The following is a 23,658-nucleotide window of genomic DNA, read 5'->3' on the forward strand; positions in this document are numbered from 1 at the left end:
CTAAAATATTCTCAAACTCCTCGACACTTAATAATGGCTTTGATTGGGAATAAACCTCATTAGTATGAAGGTAAAAATTATTTTCAAAAATTTTTTTTTGAAACTCTGTTAAGTCTAATCCTAAAATATCTCGTAACGAATAATTAATATTAATCTCCTAATTAGTCTGTAAAAACTTACAAATACTTGAAGTATATAATTAACTAGTATCCTCAATCCTAGTTTTCTCTTATAGTTTTTTAAGGTTAGCGTTCGACTAGAATTGCACAATTTGTTAATTGGTTAGAATACATTAATCTTTCCACAAATTTAGGTCAACTAGTAGTGAGCGTTATTATATCAAGTTATCTATATTGGAAAACCTCTCTCATCAATGCCACTTAATTACATTTTACAGTGGCAAAGTATTTGGGTTTTGGTAGAGCAGTCATCTTTGAATACTACTAGAGCACACTTTTGCTAAGTGATCTTATTACTGTCAAACCTAATGTTATTCGCTGGCCGTGTTGATTGATAATGACTGGCAGGTTTGATGTAATTATCCCTATATTCAATTACAGCACTGCTTTGCAGTGTATTTTCTATTTTATCATTATCAGTGAAGCTGATATTTTAATCATGCATATTTAGTAACCTGATCCTTTCAAATATACTCTGATCAAACTATACTGTATTTATGTACAGTATAGTTTGGTGGTAATATTTTAATGAAATTTATACCTATCTTGATTCAAGCCGGAATATCTGGTTTTGAATCTCCCGCAGCAGAATATAAAGAACTCGGTTTATCTTTAGATAAGCTTTTGATTTCAAACCCTGACGCTACATTTTTTGGTTTAGCGCAAGGTGAGTCAATGATTGAAGCTGGAATTTTTGATGGTGACTTGTTATTGGTAGATAGATCAGAAAATGTGAAAGATGGTGATGTAATTGTTGCGAATTACAATGGTTGCTTTACATGTAAATATATAGATAAAAAATATGCTAGGTTGCTTTCCGCTTCACCAAAATATCAGCCAGTTACAATCTCACCTGAAGATGAATTTCAATTGGAAGGTGTTGTTACCTGCTCATTTCGACTTCATCGAAAGTTAAGAGAACTATTAGCATGTATGCATTAGTCGATGCTGTTTCTTACTATGCGAGCGCTGAAAAAGTCTTTGATCCAAGCATAAGAAAAAAACCTGTTGTCGTTTTAACTAATAACGATGGCTGCATTTGTGCGGTTTGTCCAATTGCCAGAAGGCTCGGTATACCTAAGTTTGAACCTTACTTTAAGGTAAAGTTGTTGCTACAAAAGCATGGTGTTGTTGTTCGTTCATCAAACTATGAACTGTATGCCGATTTAAGTGAAAGAATGATGAACGTGGTTGGTCGCTTTTGTGATAATCAGTATGTTTATTCTATTGATGAATCCTTTCTTCATTTTAAAAATTATGATTCTCTAATTAAAGATTGGCATCAGTATGGTCATGAAATAAGACGTGCCGTATGGAAAGAAACACGACTTCCTGTAGGTGTTGGTTTTGGAACTACACCAACATTAGCTAAAGCGGCCAACCATGCTGCTAAAAAGTTATCAGGGTACAACGGTGTCGCTGTTATTAATGATGATCGTTCACGAAAAGAAATTTTAGAAAAAATGTCTTTAACTGATGTGTGGGGCATCGGCTCAAAGTTGGGTAAACGCCTTAATATTCTAGGAATAAAAACCGCATGGGAATTATCTATTCAATCACCCAAAGAAATGCGAAGCCAGTTTTCTGTAGTTGTTGAGCGGACAGTGAATGAATTGAATGGTGTTCCTTGCATGTCTTGGGATGAAGTTAGACAAGATAAAAAAGAGATCTTCTCTACAAGGAGTTTTGGGCAAAGAATTACAGAATATAATTCACTTAAAGCAGCGATTACAAGCCATGCCTGTATTGTTGCTCGCAAAGTAAGAAAGCAGCGTTCCCTCATAAAACGTCTGTTAGTGTTTGCTTCAAGCTCACCTCATGATGATTATTATTATAAAAAGTCACTTATTTATGAATTTCCAGTTGCGACTGATAACACATTAAAAATCGCGGAAGGTATTTCATTTGTTTTTAATCAAATATTTTTAAATGGTGTAAGTTTTTATCGGTGTGGCGTTGGTGCTATTGAATTGGAAAATAGTCGGTTTCAGCAACATGATATGTTTAATTCTAGTGTAAATAATCCAGAGCTAATGCAATGCTATGATCATATAAATAATAGATACGGCAACGGAATGGTAGAAATAGCAGCAGCAGGGCAAGCGAAAAAATGGGAGATGAGGCGAAGTTTCCTCTCGCCTGGGTATACCAGCAAATGGTCAGATATCCCGAAAATTATTTGCTGATAATAAGGACATTTAGTTTGTTATTAAAAGATCGTTAATAATCAGAGTAAAGTTATTCTAAAATAATGTATCTATCTATATTCTTAGGAAAAATATTGCTATTTCATGAGGGTATGGCATAAATGTACTAATGGAAAAAAGTCCGATACGTTGAAAAGGAATCACGTTTTGAAAGATAAGGAAAAAATTGCATTATTTATCGATGCTGATAATGCTCCCGCAGCTAAAATTGACATCGTATTATCTGAACTTGCTAGGTACGGTGTTGTTAATATCCGCAAAGCGTATGGCAATTGGAAAAGCCCATGTATTAAGCCATGGGAAGATGTTCTTCATGAATACGCTATTCAACCTATCCAACAATTTGATCTGACTAAAGGAAAAAATGCCAGTGATATTGCACTAGTTATTGATGCGATGGATATTCTGTATACAAAAGATGTAGATACTATCTGTCTTGTTTCATCTGATTGTGATTTCACTCCACTCGTTACTCGCGCATTAGCTGATGGCAAGTTCGTTATAGGCTTTGGTGAACGTAAGGCTCCAATGGCATTTGTGAATAGTTGTTCAAAGTTTCTCTTCCTGGATGATATAGAAACAGATGAAAAACCACGCCAAAAGCGTAAACCGAGCATAAAAAGTGATACGAAACTCATGAATATGCTTCGCCAAGCTATAGAAGCTTCTGAGGATAATGATGGGTGGGCTAACTTAAGTTCTATAGGTAACCATATATCCAATCATGCTTCTTTTGATCAAAGAAACTATGGGTTTAAAAAAGTTAGTGATTTATTTGCTTCAATAGATTTATTTGAAATGAAGCAAACTAATGGCTCAATTACTTGGGTTCGAGATAAGAAAAGAGTTAAACAAAGTGAAACAGCTTAGTGCTGACTTATGAACATATAATTTAATGTATTTTAGGAGGTAAATGTGGGGATATTAATTTTCATTGGTATATGTTTTGTTATATATAAAATATTCAGTAGCTCAAAGCCTAAGAGCAAAGTTCAAACTAAAAGTCCTAGGACTAAAACTGTGATAACACAAAATTCTCCTCAAGTTCATTCTTCGAATAGAAACATAGAAGATGATGACAATTTAGCTACATTTACTATTTCTCATGGTTATGAAGAAGAAGAAAGTAAAAATAAATCACCCGGTAGATGGATTAGTGAGAATGAGACTGTAGAAATAAATGGCAAAGTTTTGTCCAAAGGGAATTTATACTATGGCGGTATATTAAAAGCTTTAGATACTGATTCTAGTTACTTTAGCAACCAAGAAACTGAAGCATCACTAGTTGATGATACCCTTAAAGTTGAAGACACCAATTACTTATTTGCTGATGACAGTTTGGGATATTGGCCAAAGTATATAACCTTATCTCCAAAGGCTAGAGGGGCTTACATTGACTGGCTATTCAGTAGCCGAAATGACCCAGCTACTTCTATTGGCTATGTGTTTATTTATTTTTATGGTATTGAAAGACGAGTCACGGTCGATGCAGCCCAAGGTACAGTTGATGATATTGAATATAAAGCGATATTCAACGAAGTATTAAGGTTAAAGAGTATTTATGGGGATAGTCGTTCCTTCTCAAATTATGCGAGTCGCTTGCTTGAATTAATGTGCTTAGTTAGACCTGAAATTGTATATCTATCTTCTGAAGATTATTCGTTAAACAATAATTCATTATTATTCAAATTCAACCTTGCTACCTCTGTTTCTAAGGGAGAGCCGATCTCACCAGAGATCGCTCTTGCGTGGACTCATTACTACCCTGAATATTCATTGAGAACACCAGCGCGTAGATGTAATGATAAGTTTGCTCAATTATTTAAATCTAAATATGTAGAGAAATATGTTGAAGGTTTTGTAGTCAAGCCTAATAAAACAAAGCTAGATATCCAATATTGGCCTGCTAGCAATACTATTAGTGGCATAACGATAGATCAAAAAGAACTTCCAGATCCGAGTATGCTTAAAGGGCCAACTAAAAAGCTAATTACAATTGCTGATGCATGCACTGATGAATTAGAGGCATATAGCCGTTACCTAGGTAAGAAAGGTACTTCTAGCAATGATGTTGCTGCAATTTTATTATTACCAGACGAATTAATTAACGAGAATTCATCATCGTTTATAAGTAATTTTAAAATCTGGGCTAATGCAGCTATTCAAAATGACGCTGGTTTAGTTTCTGTATCAGATTTTTGGGCACAAATGGGAATATCTCTACCTGAAAAAATAAATAAGAAAGAACTAGAGTTAATTCAAAACATTTCTACAAAAGCAGGTTTTGGAATAGCGCCTGATTCAAGATATCACAATGCAAAGCCTTCACTTGACGGTAAATTAGTACTATTTACTGAAGGGCATGGCGAGTATTTCGAACCATCTAAAGCTTTTAATGAAATTGGCATGGCACTTCGTCTAGGGGCAATGGTCGCAAATATTGATTCTCACTTAGATGAAGATGAATTGAATGTACTCCATCAACTTATCAATCATGATATCAAAATATCACCTACAGAGAAAAAATCACTACATGCGTACCTAACATGGAGGTTAAATTCTCCTGCCAATATGAATGGTTTAAAAGCACGATTAGAGAAGTTGGATACCAAAGCAAAATCAGTTGTTAGTCACATTTTACTCACTGTAGCATTAGCGGATGGAAAAATAGACCCTTCAGAAATTAAACAATTAGAAAAGTTATACGTAGCTTTAGGTTTAGACAAATCACTTGTGACTAGTGACATTCATAATGTTTCTTCAAGTAAATCTTCAAGTTTAGTAGCAAAAGAACAGTCAAGAACATTAGATAAAACAGGGTTTACTTTAGATGAGGAGTTATTGGCCTTACATGAGTCTGAAACATCTGAAGTTCAAAGTATGCTTGGATCTATATTTATTGACGAAGAGCCGCCTCAGAAAGAAGAAAAAATATTAGCAACCTCTGACCAGACTGCCAGTATGTTAGACACTTCTCATAATACCCTGTATCAAGAGCTTATTGTGAAAGATCAATGGGCCAGAAAAGAAGTGATGGAACTTTGTCAGAAGTTGGGATTAATGGTCGATGGAGCAATTGAAACAATTAATGATTGGTCGTTTGATGTCGTTGATGCCCCAGTGCTTGAAGATGATGATGATATTTATGTAGATCTTGAAATTGTTGAAGAATTAAAAGGATAAGTTAGTAATGTCTCAAAAACGTATTAGAGCAAAAGAGAAAGATGCCATTATTCAATCTTTGAAGTCAGGCGTAACTCCTAAAATTGGAATTCAACATATTCAAGTAGGACGCTCAAAGGAACTTGAAGCCCTTTATAAAGACATTGAAAAAATTTGTGATGGTGGCTCAGCCTTTAGATTGATTATTGGCGAATACGGCTCAGGAAAGACCTTCTTCTTAAGTGTTGTTCGCTCTATTGCGCTAGAAAAAAAACTTGTAACCGTAAATGCTGATTTATCTCCGGATAGACGCATTCAGGCATCATCAGGTCAAGCCAGAAATCTTTATTCTGAATTGATGAGAAACTTATCAACTCGTAACAAGCCGGATGGTAACGCGCTCACCAGTGTAGTTGAACGCTTTATTACCGAAGCATGTAAAGAGGCTGATGCAAAAGAAGAGAGCGTAACAGATATTATTCATGAACGGTTATCACTATTATCTGAGCTAGTTGGTGGTTATGATTTTGCTAAAGTGATCGAAGCATATTGGAATGGACACGAGCAAGGTAATGAATTGCTAAAGTCTAATGCCATTCGCTGGTTACGAGCAGAATATGCAACTAAAACAGATGCAAGAAAGGATCTTGGTGTTAGAACCATCATTTCAGATGCTTCATTTTATGATGCATTGAAACTACTTAGCTTGTTTGTGCGTCAGGCAGGATATCAAGGACTGCTCGTTAACTTGGATGAAATGGTTAATTTATATAAGCTAAGTAGCACCCAAGCTCGCACATCAAACTATGAACAGATTCTAAGGATTTTGAATGATTGCTTACAAGGAAGTGCTGAATATATAGGGTTCTTACTAGGAGGTACGCCAGAATTCTTGTTAGACCCAAGAAAAGGGTTATATAGTTATGAAGCGCTTCAGTCTCGACTAGCCGAAAACACTTTTGCGCAGAGAGCAGGAGTAATAGACTACTCATCCCCAGCACTTCATTTAGCTAGTTTGACACCAGAAGAACTATACATACTTTTAAAAAACTTAAGACATGTCTTTGCTGGTGGTGATAGCGCCAACTACCTTATTCCTGACGATGCACTAAAATCTTTTTTGCATCACTGTAGTCAGACAATAGGGGACGCTTATTTTAGAACACCGAGAAATACGATAAAAACCTTTCTGGATATGTTGGCTGTACTCGAACAAAACCCTTCAATTGAGTGGTCTGAATTGATTAAAAAGTTGTCTGTTGAAGAAGAGCAACCCAGTGATATGACATTAGATGTTGAAAGTGAAACTGAAGAAAGCGCTGATGGGTTGGCTAACTTTTCTTTATGATGGATGCATATAAACATCTGGATACTAGAGTACAGAAGTGGCTATTTAAACAAGGTTGGCCTGACTTAAGAGAAATTCAGAAAAAAGCCATTCTTCCGATTTTGGAAGGTAAGACAGATGTATTAATCAGTGCTTCAACAGCAGCAGGGAAGACTGAGGCTTTTTTTTTACCAGCCTGTAGCGCTATAGCCGATTTAGATGATGGTTTCGGTATTCTTTACATAAGTCCTCTAAAAGCATTAATTAACGATCAATATAGGCGTTTAGAAAGCCTATCTGAAATGCTAGATATGGAAGTTACTCCATGGCATGGCGATAGCCCTCAATCTAAGAAATCAAAAGCGAAGAAGAAACCGTCAGGGATCTTGCTTATAACACCAGAGTCCCTTGAATCATTATTGGTAAGAGAGGCTGGGTGGACTAAGCAGGCATTTTCGAATTTAAAATATATTGTTATTGATGAATTCCATGCTTTCATGGGCTCAGAGCGCGGGCACCACCTTCTTTCTATTCTTAATAGGATAGAGCACCTATTGGGAAGGTATAATAATCCAATTCCTCGTGTTGCTTTAAGCGCAACATTAGGAGAGTTAGATAAAGTTCCACATCTACTTCGCCCTAATCAGGCATTGTCTTGCGACATAATCACGAGTACAAAAAGCCAATCTACATTTAAAGTACAAGTTCAAGGATATGTTGAGCCTCTTGACCTTAAAGCTGATGATAATCGAGATACTGCTGAATATGAAATATGTAAAAAGGTATATGACTTGTGTCGTGGAGGCTCTCATTTAGTCTTTGCTAATAGTAGAAAAAGAACAGAAAGCATTGCTGCGCAGCTTACTGATTTTTGTGAGCAGAATATTGTACCTAATGAGTTCTATCCTCATCATGGCTCGTTATCTAAGGAAATAAGAGAGGAGTTAGAAGCTCGTCTTCAAAAAGAAACGTTACCAACAACAGCGGTGTGTACCATGACACTTGAGTTAGGTATTGATATTGGAAAAGTAAATTCTGTTGTACAAGTCACGGCTCCTCATTCTGTATCTAGCTTACGTCAGAGAATGGGGCGATCAGGAAGAAGAGGATCTCCAGCTATTCTACGTATGTTAATAGCTGAAAATGAGCTAAGTGAAAAATCGAATATAGTTGATTGCTTGCGGCTGGAGTTAATTCAGTCGTTAGCGATGATTAGGTTACTAATTGAAAGTAAATGGTTTGAGCCAGCAGATGACACTTTAATGCACTTTTCGACCTTACTGCATCAAGTTCTTGCAACGACAGGGCAATGGGGAGGAGTTAGAGCAGATCAACTTTTTGAATTATTATGCAAGAATGGACCATTTCAACATACATCTATTCAACAATTCAAAATGTTGTTGAGCCATATGGGTAAAGTAGAACTTTTAACTCAGCTTTCGAGTGGAGAGTTAGTGTTAGGAATATTAGGTGAACGTTTAGTCGGCCACTATTCATTTTATGCTGTCTTTAAAACGCCTGAAGAGTATAGGGTTTTGGTTGGCAACAAATCATTGGGAACCTTACCTGTAGATTCTCTTATCCTTGAAGGTCAACATATAATTTTTAGTGGTAGAAGATGGAAAGTCATTGATGTTGATCCCGATAACAAAGTTATTCGTGTTGAAAAAACAAAAGGAGGCAAACCTCCAAAGTTTGGCGGTGAAGGAATGTCTATTCATGACAAAGTCAGGCAGGAAATGTTCAAAATTCTAAGTGAGGGGGATTATCGAATTTCAGTGGGAAATCAAAAAATAGACTTTATTGATACTAAGGCGAAAGCTTTATTTGGTGAAGCAATAGATTATTTCAATCATTCAAATTTAAAGGGCATATCAATCCTCCAACATGGAAATAGCACATGCATATTTACATGGATGGGCGATAAAGTTGTCAATACTCTCGTTGCTTTACTCACACAAAAAGGTTTTGTAGCTGGAGCTTATGCAGGTGTCATAGAAGTAGAAAAATCAAATGCTGAAAGCATAGTGTCCTGTATAAAAGAGTTGAGTAAACAGTGCACGTCATCAAATACGGAGTTGGCTAAATTGGTTGTTGAAAAGAAAATAGAAAAATATGATGAGTTTTTACCTGAAGAGTTATTAAATGTCGGTTATGGTTGCCGAGCGTTTGATGTTGAATCAACTTTTCAATGGATGAAATCTCTATGAATTACATTGATCTAGACCGAACATTCAATGAGCTTAATGAAAATACTTTAGATTTAAAAGAATCGAATTACTTTACTGAGTTATCAGATGATGAATCCAAAAATTGGGAATGGTTACTTCAACACTCACTTGTTTTACTTCTTGCTGAAGCTGGCTCTGGTAAGACTAAAGAAATGGAAGAACAAGTAGAGAAAATATGCAAAAAAGGCGGAAATGCGTTTTTTTTACCTTTGGAGTCCATTGACACAGATGACTTATCCTCTCTTTTTCCACCAAATAAAAGAACTTTGTTTCGCTCTTGGCAAACCAATAAGGAAAAAGAAGCATATTTTTTCCTAGATGCTGTTGACGAACTAAAATTAAAAGAAGGTAAAATAGATATAGCTATTCGTCATTTTTTTAATGCAATTGAAAATGATATAGCACGTATAAATGTCATAATCTCCTGTCGTCCTAGTGACTGGCGTAAGTTTATTGATATGACAACATTAAGAAAATGGTTACCATTACCGAAAAAAGTAATTATTGGTGATATTAGTGAAGAGGATGAAGATGAGTTTGCTCTACTTTCTCCTGAAGAGTATTTTATAAAGCTAATGGAAAAAGGTGAATCATCGCCTAGTATTGAAAGTGAAAATATTTCAGAAGATGATGACAGTTATGAGCCTATAACTATTGTATCTTTAGCACCTCTTAACAACGTTCAAATTAAACTATATTCACAATATTTAGGAGTCACTGACCCTGATGAATTTATTCGAACAATTAATCGGTTCGATTTACAAGGGTTTGCTTCAAGACCATTAGATCTAGAAGGATTGGCTTTGACATGGAAAGAGCATGGGGAGCTACTAAGTCTTCAGAATCAACATGAAGCTGATTTGAAATCAAAGCTAAAAGAAACATATTCAGAAAGAACGGATAGTAGTACTTTAAATGAAAAGGAGTCTTTAGATGCTCTTGGAATCATAGCTCTAAATATGAGCTTATTTCGCTCAAGAAGCTTATGCACCCACAATGATATTAGCAATGATACTAACATTATCGAAATCAGCTCCATTGATGCTTTGAATTACTGGACTAGAGACAAACAATCAGCATTATTCCGTAAAGCTATATTTGATCCCGCTACCTATGGCAGAGTTAAGTTTCATCATCGATCTATTCAAGAGTATTTAGCCGCGAAACGACTAAATATCCTTTTATCTAAAGGACTTTCTTATAGGAAGTTATCTAGCCTGCTGTTTTCTAAGTTATACGATTACAAATTAGTAATCCCATTTATGAAACCCATTGCAGCATGGTTATCTTTATGGAATGAACGTATTTTCAATGAGTTGCTCAAAGTGGAGCCAGAAGCTTTGATTAATGAAGGTGATCCTAGTTCATTCAATTTGGAACAAAAAACTCGAATAATTCGATGTTTTATCGATAGATATGGAGATGGAAAAGAATATGGTGTTAATTTAAATAAGTCTCAAATAATCCGATTATCATGTCCTGAATTAGCCGATACTATAACTGAATGTTGGGGGGATTCCGGCCCTAAAAGTGAAGACGCCAAAAGCCTTTTAATTGAGCTAATTCGAAATAGCCCACTCACGCAATATAAAAATATACTAGCAAGTATTGTTTTTGATGAGAGTAACTCTTCCTATTTAAGAACATTGTCCGTTTATGGGTTGACTGCATGTGAAGACAGCCATTCTTTAATTAAGTTAAAAGATCAATTGATTAAAGGAGAAGGAAACTGGTCTGCGGATTACATTCGAAATATATTGCCAGAGTTATATCCTAGTTTTCTGTGTGAACAGGAGCTTATTTCACTAATTGAAAACAATAATAAAGAGTCTAAAGAAACTCACAGTTATAATCGATTAGCTTTTGCACTTTCAAGTGTATTTAAAAACATAAATAATTTTACGGAAAAACATTTTTGCTTGGCTAAACAATTAGCATTTCTCATTGTGTCAAACCGAGTAGAGAAATGCAGAATCCATGATATTAAAAGCAAGTTTAGTGACTATACATCACAATTAGCTTATTTATCACTTCAACTGTTCAAGTCAAACTTAACTTTTGATAAAACTGAACTAATAAAAATAGCAACAATTTCTATTATTTACAATTCTCGTAGCGGATCAGTACGTGAGAGCATTAAAGAACTAAAAACTTTTTTATCTACTCATTTTAAAGAAGAAGCTTTTTGGCAATCCTTAGATATTATTGATGAAATATACCCATCTAAAGATAAATACCATCGTGCTAGTCAAATTTTTTCTTTAGGGGTTATCGATTATTTAAATGAAAATGATATCGATTGGTTATTAAAATCGGTAAATCATGAAAATATACATAGAAAAATTATAGCTCTTTATAATTTAATTTGGCTTGATATATCCATTAAGAATACAAGTGGAGTAACTGAACAAATATCAAGTGCAGTATCTATCGATAAAGTGCTAACTAATATATGGGATGAATCACAAAAGCCTAAAAAGGTTGAAAAGGATGAATATGATTTAGAGCATGAAAAGTGGGTTGTAGCTAATAAAGTAAAAGAAAAATCTAGGATTGAAGGCTGGAAAGAGTGGCGTCTAAGTCTATTAAATGAACCAAATCTTCATTTTGAAAGTGATGAAATAGAGCATACAATTCGCAATTTTTGGTCTGTATTGAGTTCAGTTAATAAAGCTGGAAACGAATATGATCGTTGGAGTTCGACCCTCTTAAGTAAAATTTTTAATAAAAACATTTCTCAGAAGGCAAAGGCATCATTTAAACATTATTGGCGTACTCAAAGCCCTTTGCTTTGGAGTGAAAAGGCAAAGGGAGACAAGAATTCCACTCTTTACACTTCAATTTATGGTTTAGTTGGTATATATATTGAGTCAAAGAATAAAAACTGGACTCTTACTTTATCTGAAAATGAAGCCAAACAGGCGGTGCGACATAGTACTGTGGAATTGAACGGTTTTGCACCTTTTATTGAAGACTTAGTATTAAAACACCCGCGAGCTGTAGAGGAAATATTGGGGGGAGAGCTTACATCTCAATTAGAGCAGTCTACAGAATCAAAGAATATCCCTATGTTGCAAGACATTGATCATTCTAATCATGATCTAAAGTTATTACTAAATAATCGATTGTTGAGTTATTTGAAAAACAAAAAAATTGATCATCGAAATATCACTTTTCATTCTTTAGATTACATTTTTAAAATTCTCTCAGATAGTCTTAAAATGAGTGTAGATTTGACCATTCTTTCAATTTGTAAAGAATACTATCAAAAATATCCTGAGCATCAGTTAGCTAATGTTTGGTTAAAAGGAGTATTTTTAGTTAATTCTTATGAAGCAATAAACCTTCACCTTGAAGTATTGAAAACTATAAAAAATCCTAAAAAGCACTTTACCTTAATGCTGTCTTTTTTCTTCGGGAGAGATAGCGATATAGAACTACTATTTGTTAATGATGATGAGAAATCTGAATGTCTTGGGAAATTAGTTAAAATAGCTTATGAGTATATTCGTTTAGATGAAGATCTGGTACATGAAGGAAGTTATACTCCAAATACACGTGATGATGCTGAAAGGGGGAGAGAGAATTTACTTTCAATGCTTTTACAAACGCCTTGTAAGAAATCAACAGAGATATTTTGTGAACTATTGAAGAACCCTTCGCTTGCTGCTGTGTCAGATAGAGGACGTATATGGTTACGAGTGGAATTAGCTAAAAGAGCTGATCAGATCAAGTTGTCTCAAATAGATATTAATAATATTGAGCAATATTTATCTGAGCTTCCGAAGAGTAAAGAGCAGTTGTTCGATCTAATGACAGACAGGTTAAAAGATATCGAACACGATATTATTCATTCTGACTTTTCAGAAAGAAACTTATTGCTTCAGGCGACAAAAGAATCAGATATTCAGTCTTCATTAGCAAATAAATTGGATAATATTTCTTTTGGAATGTATAGAGTTTCTCGCGAAAGCGAAGTAGCTGATAGTAAACGACCAGATATCCATCTTTATGCTGTGGATGGAAATCAAAAAACAGTAATAGAATTAAAATTAGCGGATAACTGGACAGTAAAAGAACTAGTTAGAGCACTAGAAAACCAATTGGTAGGTCAATACTTGAGGCATGTAAATTGTCGCTCTGGTTGCTTGTTTCTTTCTTATCACGGCAGAAAAACCTGGAGAAACCCAGAAACCAACCAAAAGATGTCATTTGAAGATGTTGTTAGGTATTTAAAGGAAAAAGCTTTAGCTCACAATCTAGTAAAAAGTGGCGATATTTTATTGAGCGTTTTCGGTTTAAATCTAACTCCACCAATATTACCAAAGGCACATTAGAAGTTTTGAAAAATCATATTAAAGGTAGAATCATAAGTTGATATGTTAACTAATAAACAAAAAGCTAATATTCAGGAAAAGATAGTTCGGCTGTATTTGAGATTGAATGGGGTTTTAAGTAAAGGATTTATTGCCCACGATAATGTTAAGGATAGAAAACTAGCGGGAATACAACCAAGTTGATCAAAGCGTTTACTAATTAACGCTCAGAGTGTAACCGTTATTTCAAAGCCGACATTTAAGGATGTTATTAGGTCTCATCATTTTCTGGTCCCATGTAGTGATTGGTACGAATGGCGAACTGAAAAAAGCAATAAAAGCAGAAGTATTTGTTTTCAAAAGCAAATGATGAGCCATTTTTGATGGCAGGAATTTGCTATCAAACACCAAACGAAACACCTCAATTAGTTGCTTTGACTCATCAGTGAAACAACTTCTAGCGTTGTTTGATGCAATAGATGAAAGTCGCATAGATGTGAAAGCTGCTTAGTTTAGTAAAATTTGTAAAGAATCTTTAATAAAGTCACTCGCAGCGAGCTGCGAAATCTACCCTATATAATCCTTTGCTTAATTGTAACTTGTTTTGTAAGTATGCTCTTTCTCGTCAGAGTATTATTCTTATAATTCATCCATGATCAAAAAATCATCTTCAATAACCTACCAATAGTAAAATATTACGTATTTTCCAATTTTTATAAAATGAAATCCTGTTTACAGTTTCAGTCAGCTCAAAAAAATCATAACCAACATGAACAAAACTAGAGTTTAGTTCAATTATTTAAAATACTAAATATTCTATACTTCATATTATTAATGAATGTAAATAAACTCTAACTATATATTTTTATTATATTTTTATTAGTAATCTAGTATTGATATAAAGAAAGAATTCAATTAAATTTCTCTTAGTCTTTACTTAATTAAAAAGAGATCTAAATGTTAGATATACAAAATAAAAAAAGTACAATCCCGAATTCAATAGAAAATATTGATACAAAAGTTACGCATTCACTACTTAAAATGGGGGGAGGTTTGTCCTGTGAATTTTCATCGCTAACAAATTTTGGAGGCATTAATGCTTAGTATTTCAACATTGAATGATTCAAAAATATTAGTTTGTATTGAATACTTTCCTGAAGCCATTTCACTCATTAAAAAGCTAGGAAAAGTCAATTGGGACTCATTGAAAAAAGGCTGGATTGTTGACAGTGATTTTGAGAATGAGGTTAAAAACATTCTAGTTGATTTTTATGGTTCAGATGGCTCATTTAGACCAAAAACTATAAATATTGAAGTCACGGCTACTAACGACATTGATATGGTGAAACAGCCTATTCGATTCGCTGGTAAGGTTGTTGCCAGCGCTTATAGTCGAGACTCAGGAGCTATAACGGGAGATAATGTTGCATTGATTGAAGGTAATGTAAATTCTGGAGGCTCTGCTAAAAATTGGGAAACATCAATCGCGAAAGGTTCGCGGTTCAAGCTAATGCATGTTAATGAGCAACTACTAAAGCATTCAGAGAATAATTTATTTAATTATGAAATTATAGAATGCAAAAAAGTAGACTCTCTTAGTCGATTAAGAAACATTAGTGATGAAGATATTTTGGAAGAGTGTAAGTCACGAAAATTAATATAAATATCTCAATTAGTTCGAGTGCATGATTTTTTGGATTTGAGCTGGTGAAGTGTAAGTGTTAATTTTAAATTAAGGGTAAATATGAGTGATTTATATTCAGCAAAAGAGATTTTAGTTGTAGCAAGCGAAATAGTTGGGAAAAAAGGCCCAATAGAAATATATTCAAGAATTTATAGTCATAATATAAACCTGGCAAAATGTGACAAAGGAAATGATTTATATATTTTGGGTGAAAATAGCAATAAGGTAACTTTTGAAGAGTTGATTAAATTGATAACAAAACTAAACGATTTAGTTGATGAATTGTATACAGCAACAGGCCGTTCTTATTGTTTTGAAGGTATAGAAAAATACTCAGATAATAAATTTATTATTTTATGGGGATCATGATTTTTTGGAACACAGGCAATCAGCCCGGATGACACGCTATTTGTGTTACAGCCATGTTGATGCTAGTTTGTATTATTGAAGATCTTTGTGAGTTTAAAGATAAAAATTAAATCTAATATTTGGCTTAAGAAATATGAACGATAGTATGATTTCTATTTGGAGTGCAAACTTTAGTGGCACAACAACGACAGTTGTCATTCCAGATGGTTGCCGCGACTTGATAGTCAAAACGTTGGGAAATGAAAAACCAAATTGGTTAGTGTCACCTCTATACGATCGATCCGAACTTATTCAGATAGAAGCAAGCTGCAATTATATTGGGTTTCGTTTAAGCCCCGGAGCAGAAATTAAAGAGCGTGAATTATTAGACTACATTGAAACAAAACAACTTCATGTTGAAGATGTGAAAGGTTTTATAGGTGACTTTATTTCTACCGAAAGCTCGATTGAGGAAGCACTAACGTGTTTTGCCAGTGAGATGGGTTCGGTAAAACAAATTTCTGCTCAACTTGGGGTCAGCATCAGAACTTTGCAGCGACTGGTTTTAAGCAAAACCAAAAGAACACCTGGCTATTGGTTACAATTAGCCAGGATTAGAAAAGCTGCCAGAAGTTTAAGCCAAAGTGTATGCCTAGTTGATGTTGCAGAAAACTACGGTTTTTCTGATCAGTCTCATATGAATAGAGAGTTTCAGCGCTGGTTTGGGTTAACACCAGTACAGGTATTAAATTCTCCAGCTATTATCAGACAGCTAAATGACAAAGGCTATGCCTGAGAAGCTACAGGCGTACAAATTTCAACTAAAAAGCCATTGTTCTCGGTTACATAAGCTATTGTCTGACCCCAAGGCATATCTGTAGCGTCTTGCACGAGTGAGGCCCCTGCCACCAGTGCTTTAGACAGTGCCGTCTTTATATTATCAGTTTCAAAAGCTATCTCAAACGTGGGAGCTTTTAAGTTAGCTTTAGCAGGATTTTTGCCTAATTTTTTCATGAGCTTGAGAGAGGAAAACGAAAGTGTCGTACTGCCTGTATCTAATTCCCCATACTCTCCACTCTCATGGAGCATTTTCTTTTTTAGGCCAAATGCTTTTTCATAGAAACTGAATGTTTCAACAACATCATCAACATAAAGTATTGTGTATTTAAATTTCAAGGCGTTGCCTCCCTATTGGTTACAGTCTGAAGAAGGTTATAGATCGATAATCAATATGTCTTGAACAATTGCGACAATACTTGAATTAAATGATCTGCCACAACAATACTATAATCGGCTGGCTAAAAGATAATGAAAGTAGGTACTTTCTGGCAGTCGATACACGGGTGTTCAGTTTACCTAGATAAACACTCACAATTTTGAAATATTACTTCTTCTCTGCTCACAACTTAGTTGCCATTATTTTCTTGCGATTTGAAACGCTCTAAAGACATGTTATTTACATAGGCAATCCGCAGCTCGCTGAGGGGATTTAAAGTGTCAGAAGGGAAGTGATAAACCAGATAGAGAAATATTAATGACATAACACAAGTTATTGATGAAAGTATTATCGATATCAAAGCAGCTTAGTTGTTGCGGTGAGTATTTATTGAAACACAGCAGCGAGCTGCTAAGTTTGCTATCTCTGGTATTGTGAGTTTTAGCTTAAATTTTCAATCTATTTTGATCTACACCTGACATGACGGATTAACCATATTACGCTAGCCAGCTTCCTGATAGCGGACGTTCCCAGCAGATGAGTATATGGAATTTTGCGCGTAAGTCGTTCAGCCTGAGTGTGAACAATGCCACCATTGCGGTCGTTTATCATGAAACTGTTAGTGTTTGCTTTGTTAGATAAGCGTAAGGTAGCAATAAATATTTTGGCATAAATTTTCTAATGATATGGGGCAGTCCAGTTACTCTAAAAAAGAGAGTGTAATGTTTTAAAAATAATTTTGGTACCTTAAGATGTTACAATGTTTTGATAAAAATCAAAGGGGGGTGTATGAAAAGGAATTTTAGTCTTCTACTAATTGGTGTAATAGTTTCATTATTTATAGCCTTTATTTTAAGGTTGGATCCTTTTTTAGTTTTGTCGCTTAAATGGAGCACTTTCTTTAATAAATTCAGTATAAATGAACAATTTATATTCGCAATTATTGTTGGGTATAGTGTTCAGATTTGGCTAGTTAGAATTGGCGTTAGCCATATTAATAGACTGTTTCTCCCTAAATTAGCCTACCTTCCACTTCATGTAGTTGTAACATCACTGTTTGTCGTTTTTTTAATTTTAAATTTCAGAAATTCAGCCTTTTTTTTCGAAGAAGAATCATTACCTTTTTGGGGGATTATTTTAGGTCTATTCATTTATATAGTTGTTAAATATCTATCACAACCTCCTTTAAATCAAATAGCTACGAAAGAACTGTTATTCAATAGAGATTTATACGTTGATAGAATTTTATCTCGTCTGAAAGAGCCTAATAGCTCTGCTCAAATAGCACTTTGTGGTGAATATGGAGCTGGAAAAACAACAATATTAGATAATTTACAAATTGAACTAGAAAAAGAAAATTGGCTAATAGTGCGTATTGATAGTTGGGGGGTTAGCAGTTCATCAATCGGGCAGTATATTCTACAGAGTATAATAACCAAATTATCAGCAAGCTTTGATGTGAGTTCTTTTCAATCATTGCCATTAGATTACCAACTAGCCATGAAAAGTTCTAATAACTGGCTGTATGCAGTATTTAGAACACTAACAGGGCAACCTACCTCACTTACGGAGCAATTAAAAAATTTAGATGATATTTTAGACTTAACTGAAACTGATATATTAATTCGAATAGAAGATATTGATAGAAATTCTAACCCTGATAATTATTGTAACTCTTTAGCAGTAATTTTAGATAAGCTTAATTCTCTAAGCCGATTGAATTTTATAATTGCGACAGGCTATACAAAACAAACTAGTGAAATATTGAGAAAAGTCTGTGGCTATAGAGAAGATCTTGTATCGGAGAATTACCTTTCAGAGTTAGATAAGCAGTTAAAGTTTTGGGTAAATATGGCTGCAAAAGATGGCTGTGTATTAGGAAGTGATTACAGTTTAGAGAGCCTATCTTTATATAATTTTAGTAGTAGATGGCAAGGAAGGTCAGATAGATTGTCCGAATCTATTAACAACCTTATAGCCACCCCCCGAATTTTAATGCACATAAAAGTTAGCGTAGATGAAGTTTGGAGAAAAGAAATACTGTTAGGTGAAGTAGATCTAATTGATTTACTGATAATTACCTTGATAAGAGAGGCATATCCAGAGATTTTTGAACTAGTCTTGAAACATGAAGTAGAACTGTCTAATGGTATATTTCAGTTAATTAAAAGTGAAGAAAAATTAAAGATTGAAAAAGAAAGGATTAGTTCATTATTCAGAAGTTCAAAAGTCACTAGTTCTGAGTTTAAAGATATCTCAAACTGTTTAGCTTATGTTTTCCCTGCATGGGACTCTATTATAAATGAAAATGATCGAGTAACCGAAAGCTCTGCTCGTCAAAAAATATCTAGTAGAGTAACTAAGGTCAATTATTTCAAAAGAATTGCTAGAAAAAAAGTTGGAGAGTTTGAAGAGTCAGATCAGAAGTTTTTAATTGCCTTTAGTCAATTTAATAATCAAGCAGAAAACTCAATTCCAGTCGATGGTGAATTCGTAGGGAAAATAATCAATGATGAGCGTTGGATGGAGTTGTTTAATCGCTTTGCTAGTTCATTTTGGAGCTTAAATTCGAGGGAAATAACTGAAAAAAAAGCGGTTAAGCAATTTTTCATTAGTATAATCAATTGTTATAAAACTAAATTTGAACATGGATATACATATGAAAATGATGATTACAATCAAACGAAAGTTCTATTTTTAAATAACTTAGTTCGTTTTTCTGAAAATCGATATATGCCCGAATTTAAAAGAAAAGGATTGCTGGTAATAATAGTCAGAAGGTTACTGATTTATGATCTTAATTATACACTTGAAGTGTTACGTAAATTAGACTCGACAATAAAGTATGATTTATCTAAATATTTTAGAAGAAGTTTAATAAGAGCTTTCCAAACAAGGAATATTTTTCTTAAACAAGAGTTCAATACAACTACTTTAATTTATTTAATACAGGAAATGTCATATAAAAATAATGACATAAATGCTGATTTGAATGTAAAAATGGTAGATTGGATCCCCCTTATAGAATCTTTAATTACACATATCAAAGATGATTCGAGAGTAAAACCAAGAATATTGAACAACTTATCTATTCTATTTACTTTTTCTTCAACTTCAGGAGAGGTTTTAATTAACCAAGAAAGGTTTGACTGTTTAAATAACTCACTAAAAGTTGATTTAATAGAGCAAACTAAATTAACTTCAGTTCAAGAAATGAAAGATGAATGTGATGATCACAGTTTATTCCGTTATATCGAGTTTTGGCATGATTTTTCAAATACAAATTCAGCGGTCTTATTATAGTACTATTTATTAACTTACTTTTTTGGGGCGGAACAACTCGGTATAGTATAGATATATTACAATTTAAAAAATTAGGTTCTATAAAATATTTGATAGGTGTTATCGATACAAAACCTAATCCGAAATATTACTTATCTTTATAATCTAGTGTCCATTCTATGGCAAAATTTAGTTTTTATAAGCGAAACTCTAACGGCAGCAATGAGCTTAAACCTGCCTCACAAGCGAGCAGAGAATATTGGGCTAAAAGTCTCGCATCTTCATATAATATTAATGAATGATTACGTCTGCTTTTATGAATAGTTAAACTTTTTAGGATGGCAAATTTAAATTCGATTGAGCGGCACTATCAGTAGAACGTTTCCACCTGAACATAGAAGATTGCAGTTCACTGCTGGGATTTCAAATATTAGAAGCGAAAGCGTAGAACACAAACTAACGACATAACACAAGTTATTGATGACAGCATTATCGCTATCGAACCTGTATAGCTAAGTATATTGCGGTGAGTATTTATTTAATCACCGCAGCATACTGCGACATAGGCTCTATTTGTAATATATGACTATAGACCTATTGGTGTTAACTTTATTTAATTTTTTATATAATTAATTGTCGTGTTAATGGTTTCATGCCCTAGATTATTTTTAATATCCATAATAGAAGCTGAAGTTAATTGATTACGGAAATTAGATGTTGCATAAGCATGTCTGAAACTATTTAAACTTAACTTATGCTCTGTATTTTGATTAATTGCATTCATTACTGATTGAAGACTTAAACTACGATGTTTTTTATTTCTTTGATCATCACCATTTTCTGCTTGAAATACCCAAGTGTCGCTAGGGTATTTATCGCGAATTTTTTCTAATAGTGCTAAAGATTCATGATTTAGCGTTATGCTGACTTTTTCTTTATTAGGTAGATATCTTTTAGCTCTACCTAAATTTAATGTCCCCTTGATGAAGTCAACATCAGAAAATTTAAGGTCTATTATTTCAGCAAAACGAAAACCACTATTAAACATAAAAAAACAAATACCGTGTGTTTTATCTTTACCAGAGGATAATAATCTTTCTAATAGCTTAATAATAAACGGAATGTCATCAGAGCCTTCATTTTGAGTTTTTTTATCGGGTGTAATAATCACTTTTCTGTCACATTTGTTTTTATCATCTTTTACATTTTTCATAAATATTCCTTTTTGTTAACTAAGTAGGACTATAGTCTTTGAATTTACGTAATACAAATGTTTATTTTTAGATAAATCAATTTATAACAATGACTTAGGTACACTATGCGTACGGGTGTTCATTGATGTTTTTACAGCTTAACTTGGTCGTATATGGAGAACTATTTATTGACTCACAGCAGTGAACTATGGAATTGGCTTTTTAAGTTTGAATCTTTGGAGTTGGTAACAAATTAAATATTATATTTTTTCCTACATTATGTTTGAGTAACTTGTCACCATATACGAACAGTAGCTTCCCAGATAATGTTGTTTTCATTATCTCGTCAATAATTAAATGGTCATCTTTAATTACCTTAATATCAGTTAGGTAACGCAACGATGTGTGATTGATATTATAAATTAGCCTTGCAAAATTTGCTGTTACATAGCTGGAACTCCCTGTGAATAAAATACAAGAAACAGTCATCATTAATCCATTTGGGATTTTAGTGAGAAATACATTATTAATTTTATTCGTTGTAAACCTTAGATACTGTCCCGTATCTTCTCTAAAACAAGAAATTCCAATTTGAACCCCTCCTTTTTCATCAAGCGCTTCAATACCAATTTTATAGATCCCAGTAATACCATCTATTTTGTCGCCAATGATGTTATAAGCTGAAGTTTCTGTTGAATATTTCATTCTTTCTATATCTTCAATTGTATACATAATGTTTACCTCTAGTTATTTGCTTTAATGTCATTTCTCTGATTTATTTGAGTTTTCTTTATCTAATTGAATTATTAGTTTCTCATTGCTCGAAATAGTGGCTTCATAACTACGCAAGGTTTTCTCATGCGATCTGGTATGCTCTTCAAAATTAGATTTAAGCTCATTATTAATTGAGACTTGCTGGATGAGCTTATCTTTTTCATCGGAAAGTTTGGAGTTAACATCGACTAACTCATTTCTAATTGAAGCAATTTCAGTTTGCAGTTTAGAGTTATTGCTATCAAAACTAATGAGTTGCTTTCCTGTTTTATCTTGCTCTTTTTCAAGTGACAGAATTAGCTTTTCATTACCAGTTATAGCTGACTCTTTACTTGATAATTCTCTATTAAGCTCAGCTATCGTAGAATTAAGTTCTTTGTTTTCAGATATAAAGTGAGAGTTCTGTGACTTTATTTCATCAATAAGCTGTTGATTAGATTCAAGCTTTAATTCTGATTTTGTAATGTCAGTTCTTAGTGATTCGTTTTGGATAGTTAGTTGCTTATTGTCGTCAACCGAAGTGGTAAGTTGTCGCCTGATTTCAATAATTATGCTTTCGTGAGATTTATGTTCTGTTGCTAATTCAGTTTGAAGAACACTGATCTTTTCTTCTTGCTGTTGAATTAAATTAGATTGTTCATTAACTTTATTTTCTGAATTTTGTAAATCAGATAAAGCATGATCTCGTTGATCAATTGCGTCTAGAGCTTGCTCTTTATATCTTCCTTCAGCATGACAATTAAAACGATTGATTTCATTCAACAAACTGGAAGTAAACTCGGATGAAAATCCTAGTTTCTTAAAAACCTCTTCTTTATTTTTATTTTGAGCATCTGTCCAGTTTTTTAAATATTTATGACCTGTAGATCTACTACTGTTTGGCAATTTTTCTAAAACTAAGCTAACTGTTGGTTTTATCCCTTTGCGTAATAATTCATTACAAAAATTATCAGTCAAATTCTGTTTATCTTCTGTGTTTAATTTACTCATGTTTTAATTATTCCTAAGTTTTTGCTGAACGAACACTTAAACCGAGCGAACACTGTTCGTTCGCTTTATCATGTTTTGAAGCATTTTTATGCTTACTCATTCAGGACTATAGTCAGTTTTTTACTTTTTATGAGTAATGAAATTTAAATAAGTATAATAAAAACAAGTTAGTACGTGTGACGTACTAACTTGTTTTCAGATTGGAAGTAAATTAAGAACACATAAATGTAATTATTTCATTGAGAAAGGAGTATTTGTTTTTAGATAGGTTATTAAGTTGGTACTTACAAGGTACTAATTTAAGATTAGAAAAGGATAAGTTCACTTCTCATAAAATAATGGTATGGGGTGATAGTGCATAGAACACTTGAGAATTGAAAAAATAATCTAGCGCAATCTAATATAGATAGGAGTTCAATCTTGGCGCAGCAAGAGAGATATAATAGTTTTGATTAATGTAAACCAAAGGCTGGATTGATAGTGCATTCAGATCAAGGTGTTCAATATGTGAGTCATCAATATAGGCGAATACTCAGGTTACATGGCTTTGTGGTCACCTAATACAAATTCACATACGAATTCAAATAATAATGCTATGGCTACAGTGGGTATTGACTTACTCTGATTATGTTCCTAAAACATATTATAATCATTGCATTAATAAAAGCTATTGGAATAGATTATTTAAGCATGGGTTTTACCGGACTTACTATGCTATCCAATCAATTTAGCCGAATAATATCAAATGC

Annotated in this window: 17 protein-coding genes; 13 read left to right on the forward strand and 4 right to left on the reverse strand. The window is 33.6% G+C overall.

Going from position 1 to position 23,658, the window contains the following annotated elements; translation table 11 throughout:
• Positions 1 to 707 precede the first annotated feature (707 nt).
• The 12 genes from H4J73_RS11110 to H4J73_RS11165 all read left to right on the forward strand — a co-directional run bounded on the left by H4J73_RS11110 (position 708) and on the right by H4J73_RS11165 (position 16,250).
• Positions 708 to 1,121, forward strand: coding sequence for a LexA family transcriptional regulator (locus H4J73_RS11110; RefSeq protein ID WP_182223505.1), 414 nt, complete (start codon positions 708 to 710; stop codon positions 1,119 to 1,121).
• Positions 1,109 to 2,365, forward strand: coding sequence for a Y-family DNA polymerase (locus H4J73_RS11115; RefSeq protein ID WP_182223504.1), 1,257 nt, complete (start codon positions 1,109 to 1,111; stop codon positions 2,363 to 2,365). Before H4J73_RS11110 ends, H4J73_RS11115 begins: the two co-directional genes overlap by 13 nt.
• Before the next feature lie 168 nt (positions 2,366 to 2,533).
• The gene (locus H4J73_RS11120; RefSeq protein WP_182223503.1) at positions 2,534 to 3,256 is read left to right on the forward strand and encodes an NYN domain-containing protein; all 723 of its coding nucleotides are present in this window, start codon (positions 2,534 to 2,536) and stop codon (positions 3,254 to 3,256) included.
• Between the two features lie 150 nt (positions 3,257 to 3,406).
• The gene (locus H4J73_RS20790) at positions 3,407 to 5,569 is read left to right on the forward strand and encodes a TerB N-terminal domain-containing protein (RefSeq protein WP_220460673.1); all 2,163 of its coding nucleotides are present in this window, start codon (positions 3,407 to 3,409) and stop codon (positions 5,567 to 5,569) included.
• 7 nt (positions 5,570 to 5,576) lie between these two features.
• Positions 5,577 to 6,896 (forward strand): ATP-binding protein, encoded by a 1,320-nt coding sequence (locus tag H4J73_RS11130; RefSeq protein ID WP_182223501.1) that lies wholly within the window; start codon positions 5,577 to 5,579, stop codon positions 6,894 to 6,896.
• The gene (locus tag H4J73_RS11135) at positions 6,893 to 9,085 is read left to right on the forward strand and encodes a DEAD/DEAH box helicase (protein WP_182223500.1); all 2,193 of its coding nucleotides are present in this window, start codon (positions 6,893 to 6,895) and stop codon (positions 9,083 to 9,085) included. Before H4J73_RS11130 ends, H4J73_RS11135 begins: the two co-directional genes overlap by 4 nt.
• Complete coding sequence (locus tag H4J73_RS11140) at positions 9,082 to 13,443, forward strand: hypothetical protein (protein WP_182223499.1); 4,362 nt, start codon at positions 9,082 to 9,084, stop codon at positions 13,441 to 13,443. Before H4J73_RS11135 ends, H4J73_RS11140 begins: the two co-directional genes overlap by 4 nt.
• A 249-nt stretch (positions 13,444 to 13,692) precedes the next feature.
• Positions 13,693 to 13,806, forward strand: coding sequence for a hypothetical protein (locus H4J73_RS21015; protein WP_404851960.1), 114 nt, complete (start codon positions 13,693 to 13,695; stop codon positions 13,804 to 13,806).
• Positions 13,807 to 14,379: 573 nt separating this feature from the next.
• Entirely contained in the window at positions 14,380 to 14,526 is a 147-nt protein-coding gene (locus tag H4J73_RS11150; protein ID WP_182250272.1) for a hypothetical protein, read from the forward strand.
• Entirely contained in the window at positions 14,519 to 15,085 is a 567-nt protein-coding gene (locus tag H4J73_RS11155; protein WP_182223498.1) for a hypothetical protein, read from the forward strand. The genes H4J73_RS11150 and H4J73_RS11155 overlap by 8 nt, the downstream gene beginning before the upstream one ends.
• Before the next feature lie 81 nt (positions 15,086 to 15,166).
• A complete protein-coding gene (locus tag H4J73_RS11160) occupies positions 15,167 to 15,475 on the forward strand; it encodes a hypothetical protein (protein ID WP_182223497.1) in 309 nt (102 codons plus the stop codon).
• 133 nt (positions 15,476 to 15,608) lie between these two features.
• Positions 15,609 to 16,250: a helix-turn-helix transcriptional regulator gene (locus H4J73_RS11165; protein ID WP_182223496.1), complete on the forward strand. Its 642-nt coding sequence runs from the start codon at positions 15,609 to 15,611 to the stop codon at positions 16,248 to 16,250.
• Here H4J73_RS11165 and H4J73_RS11170 read toward each other — a convergent pair.
• Positions 16,241 to 16,630, reverse strand: a complete 390-nt coding sequence (locus H4J73_RS11170; protein WP_182223495.1) for a VOC family protein — start codon at positions 16,628 to 16,630, stop codon at positions 16,241 to 16,243. The genes H4J73_RS11165 and H4J73_RS11170 overlap by 10 nt on opposite strands.
• Positions 16,631 to 17,459: 829 nt before the next feature.
• On the opposite strand from H4J73_RS11170, the gene H4J73_RS11175 reads away from it, so the two are divergent.
• A complete protein-coding gene (locus tag H4J73_RS11175; protein WP_182223494.1) occupies positions 17,460 to 19,973 on the forward strand; it encodes a P-loop NTPase fold protein in 2,514 nt (837 codons plus the stop codon).
• A 592-nt stretch (positions 19,974 to 20,565) separates the two neighbouring features.
• Here H4J73_RS11175 and H4J73_RS11180 read toward each other — a convergent pair.
• From H4J73_RS11180 to H4J73_RS11190, 3 genes are all read right to left on the reverse strand, one after another.
• Positions 20,566 to 21,165 carry a site-specific integrase gene (locus H4J73_RS11180; protein WP_182223493.1) on the reverse strand — a complete coding sequence of 200 codons (600 nt, stop codon included), beginning with the start codon at positions 21,163 to 21,165 and terminating at the stop codon, positions 20,566 to 20,568.
• A 202-nt stretch (positions 21,166 to 21,367) separates the two neighbouring features.
• Positions 21,368 to 21,877, reverse strand: a complete 510-nt coding sequence (locus H4J73_RS11185; RefSeq protein ID WP_182223492.1) for a hypothetical protein — start codon at positions 21,875 to 21,877, stop codon at positions 21,368 to 21,370.
• Positions 21,878 to 21,907: 30 nt separating this feature from the next.
• A complete protein-coding gene (locus H4J73_RS11190; protein ID WP_182223491.1) occupies positions 21,908 to 22,909 on the reverse strand; it encodes a DNA-binding protein in 1,002 nt (333 codons plus the stop codon).
• Positions 22,910 to 23,658 lie beyond the last annotated feature (749 nt).

This window comes from Colwellia sp. MB3u-41, assembly GCF_014076845.1.
Lineage (GTDB): Bacteria > Pseudomonadota > Gammaproteobacteria > Enterobacterales > Alteromonadaceae > Colwellia_A.

Excerpts from the sequence above, each read along its gene's own strand:
- H4J73_RS11160 (WP_182223497.1), top strand. The coding sequence starts at position 15,167 with ATGAGTGATTTATATTCAGCAAAAGAGATTTTAGTTGTAGCAAGCGAA.
- H4J73_RS11140 (WP_182223499.1), top strand. The coding sequence starts at position 9,082 with ATGAATTACATTGATCTAGACCGAACATTCAATGAGCTTAATGAAAAT.
- H4J73_RS11165 (WP_182223496.1), top strand. The coding sequence starts at position 15,609 with ATGAACGATAGTATGATTTCTATTTGGAGTGCAAACTTTAGTGGCACA.
- H4J73_RS11130 (WP_182223501.1), top strand. The coding sequence starts at position 5,577 with ATGTCTCAAAAACGTATTAGAGCAAAAGAGAAAGATGCCATTATTCAA.
- H4J73_RS11150 (WP_182250272.1), top strand. The coding sequence starts at position 14,380 with ATGTTAGATATACAAAATAAAAAAAGTACAATCCCGAATTCAATAGAA.
- H4J73_RS11180 (WP_182223493.1), bottom strand. The coding sequence starts at position 21,165 with ATGAAAAATGTAAAAGATGATAAAAACAAATGTGACAGAAAAGTGATT.
- H4J73_RS11110 (WP_182223505.1), top strand. The coding sequence starts at position 708 with ATGAAATTTATACCTATCTTGATTCAAGCCGGAATATCTGGTTTTGAA.
- H4J73_RS11190 (WP_182223491.1), bottom strand. The coding sequence starts at position 22,909 with ATGAGTAAATTAAACACAGAAGATAAACAGAATTTGACTGATAATTTT.
- H4J73_RS11135 (WP_182223500.1), top strand. The coding sequence starts at position 6,893 with ATGATGGATGCATATAAACATCTGGATACTAGAGTACAGAAGTGGCTA.
- H4J73_RS11115 (WP_182223504.1), top strand. The coding sequence starts at position 1,109 with ATGTATGCATTAGTCGATGCTGTTTCTTACTATGCGAGCGCTGAAAAA.
- H4J73_RS11155 (WP_182223498.1), top strand. The coding sequence starts at position 14,519 with ATGCTTAGTATTTCAACATTGAATGATTCAAAAATATTAGTTTGTATT.
- H4J73_RS11185 (WP_182223492.1), bottom strand. The coding sequence starts at position 21,877 with ATGTATACAATTGAAGATATAGAAAGAATGAAATATTCAACAGAAACT.
- H4J73_RS11175 (WP_182223494.1), top strand. The coding sequence starts at position 17,460 with ATGAAAAGGAATTTTAGTCTTCTACTAATTGGTGTAATAGTTTCATTA.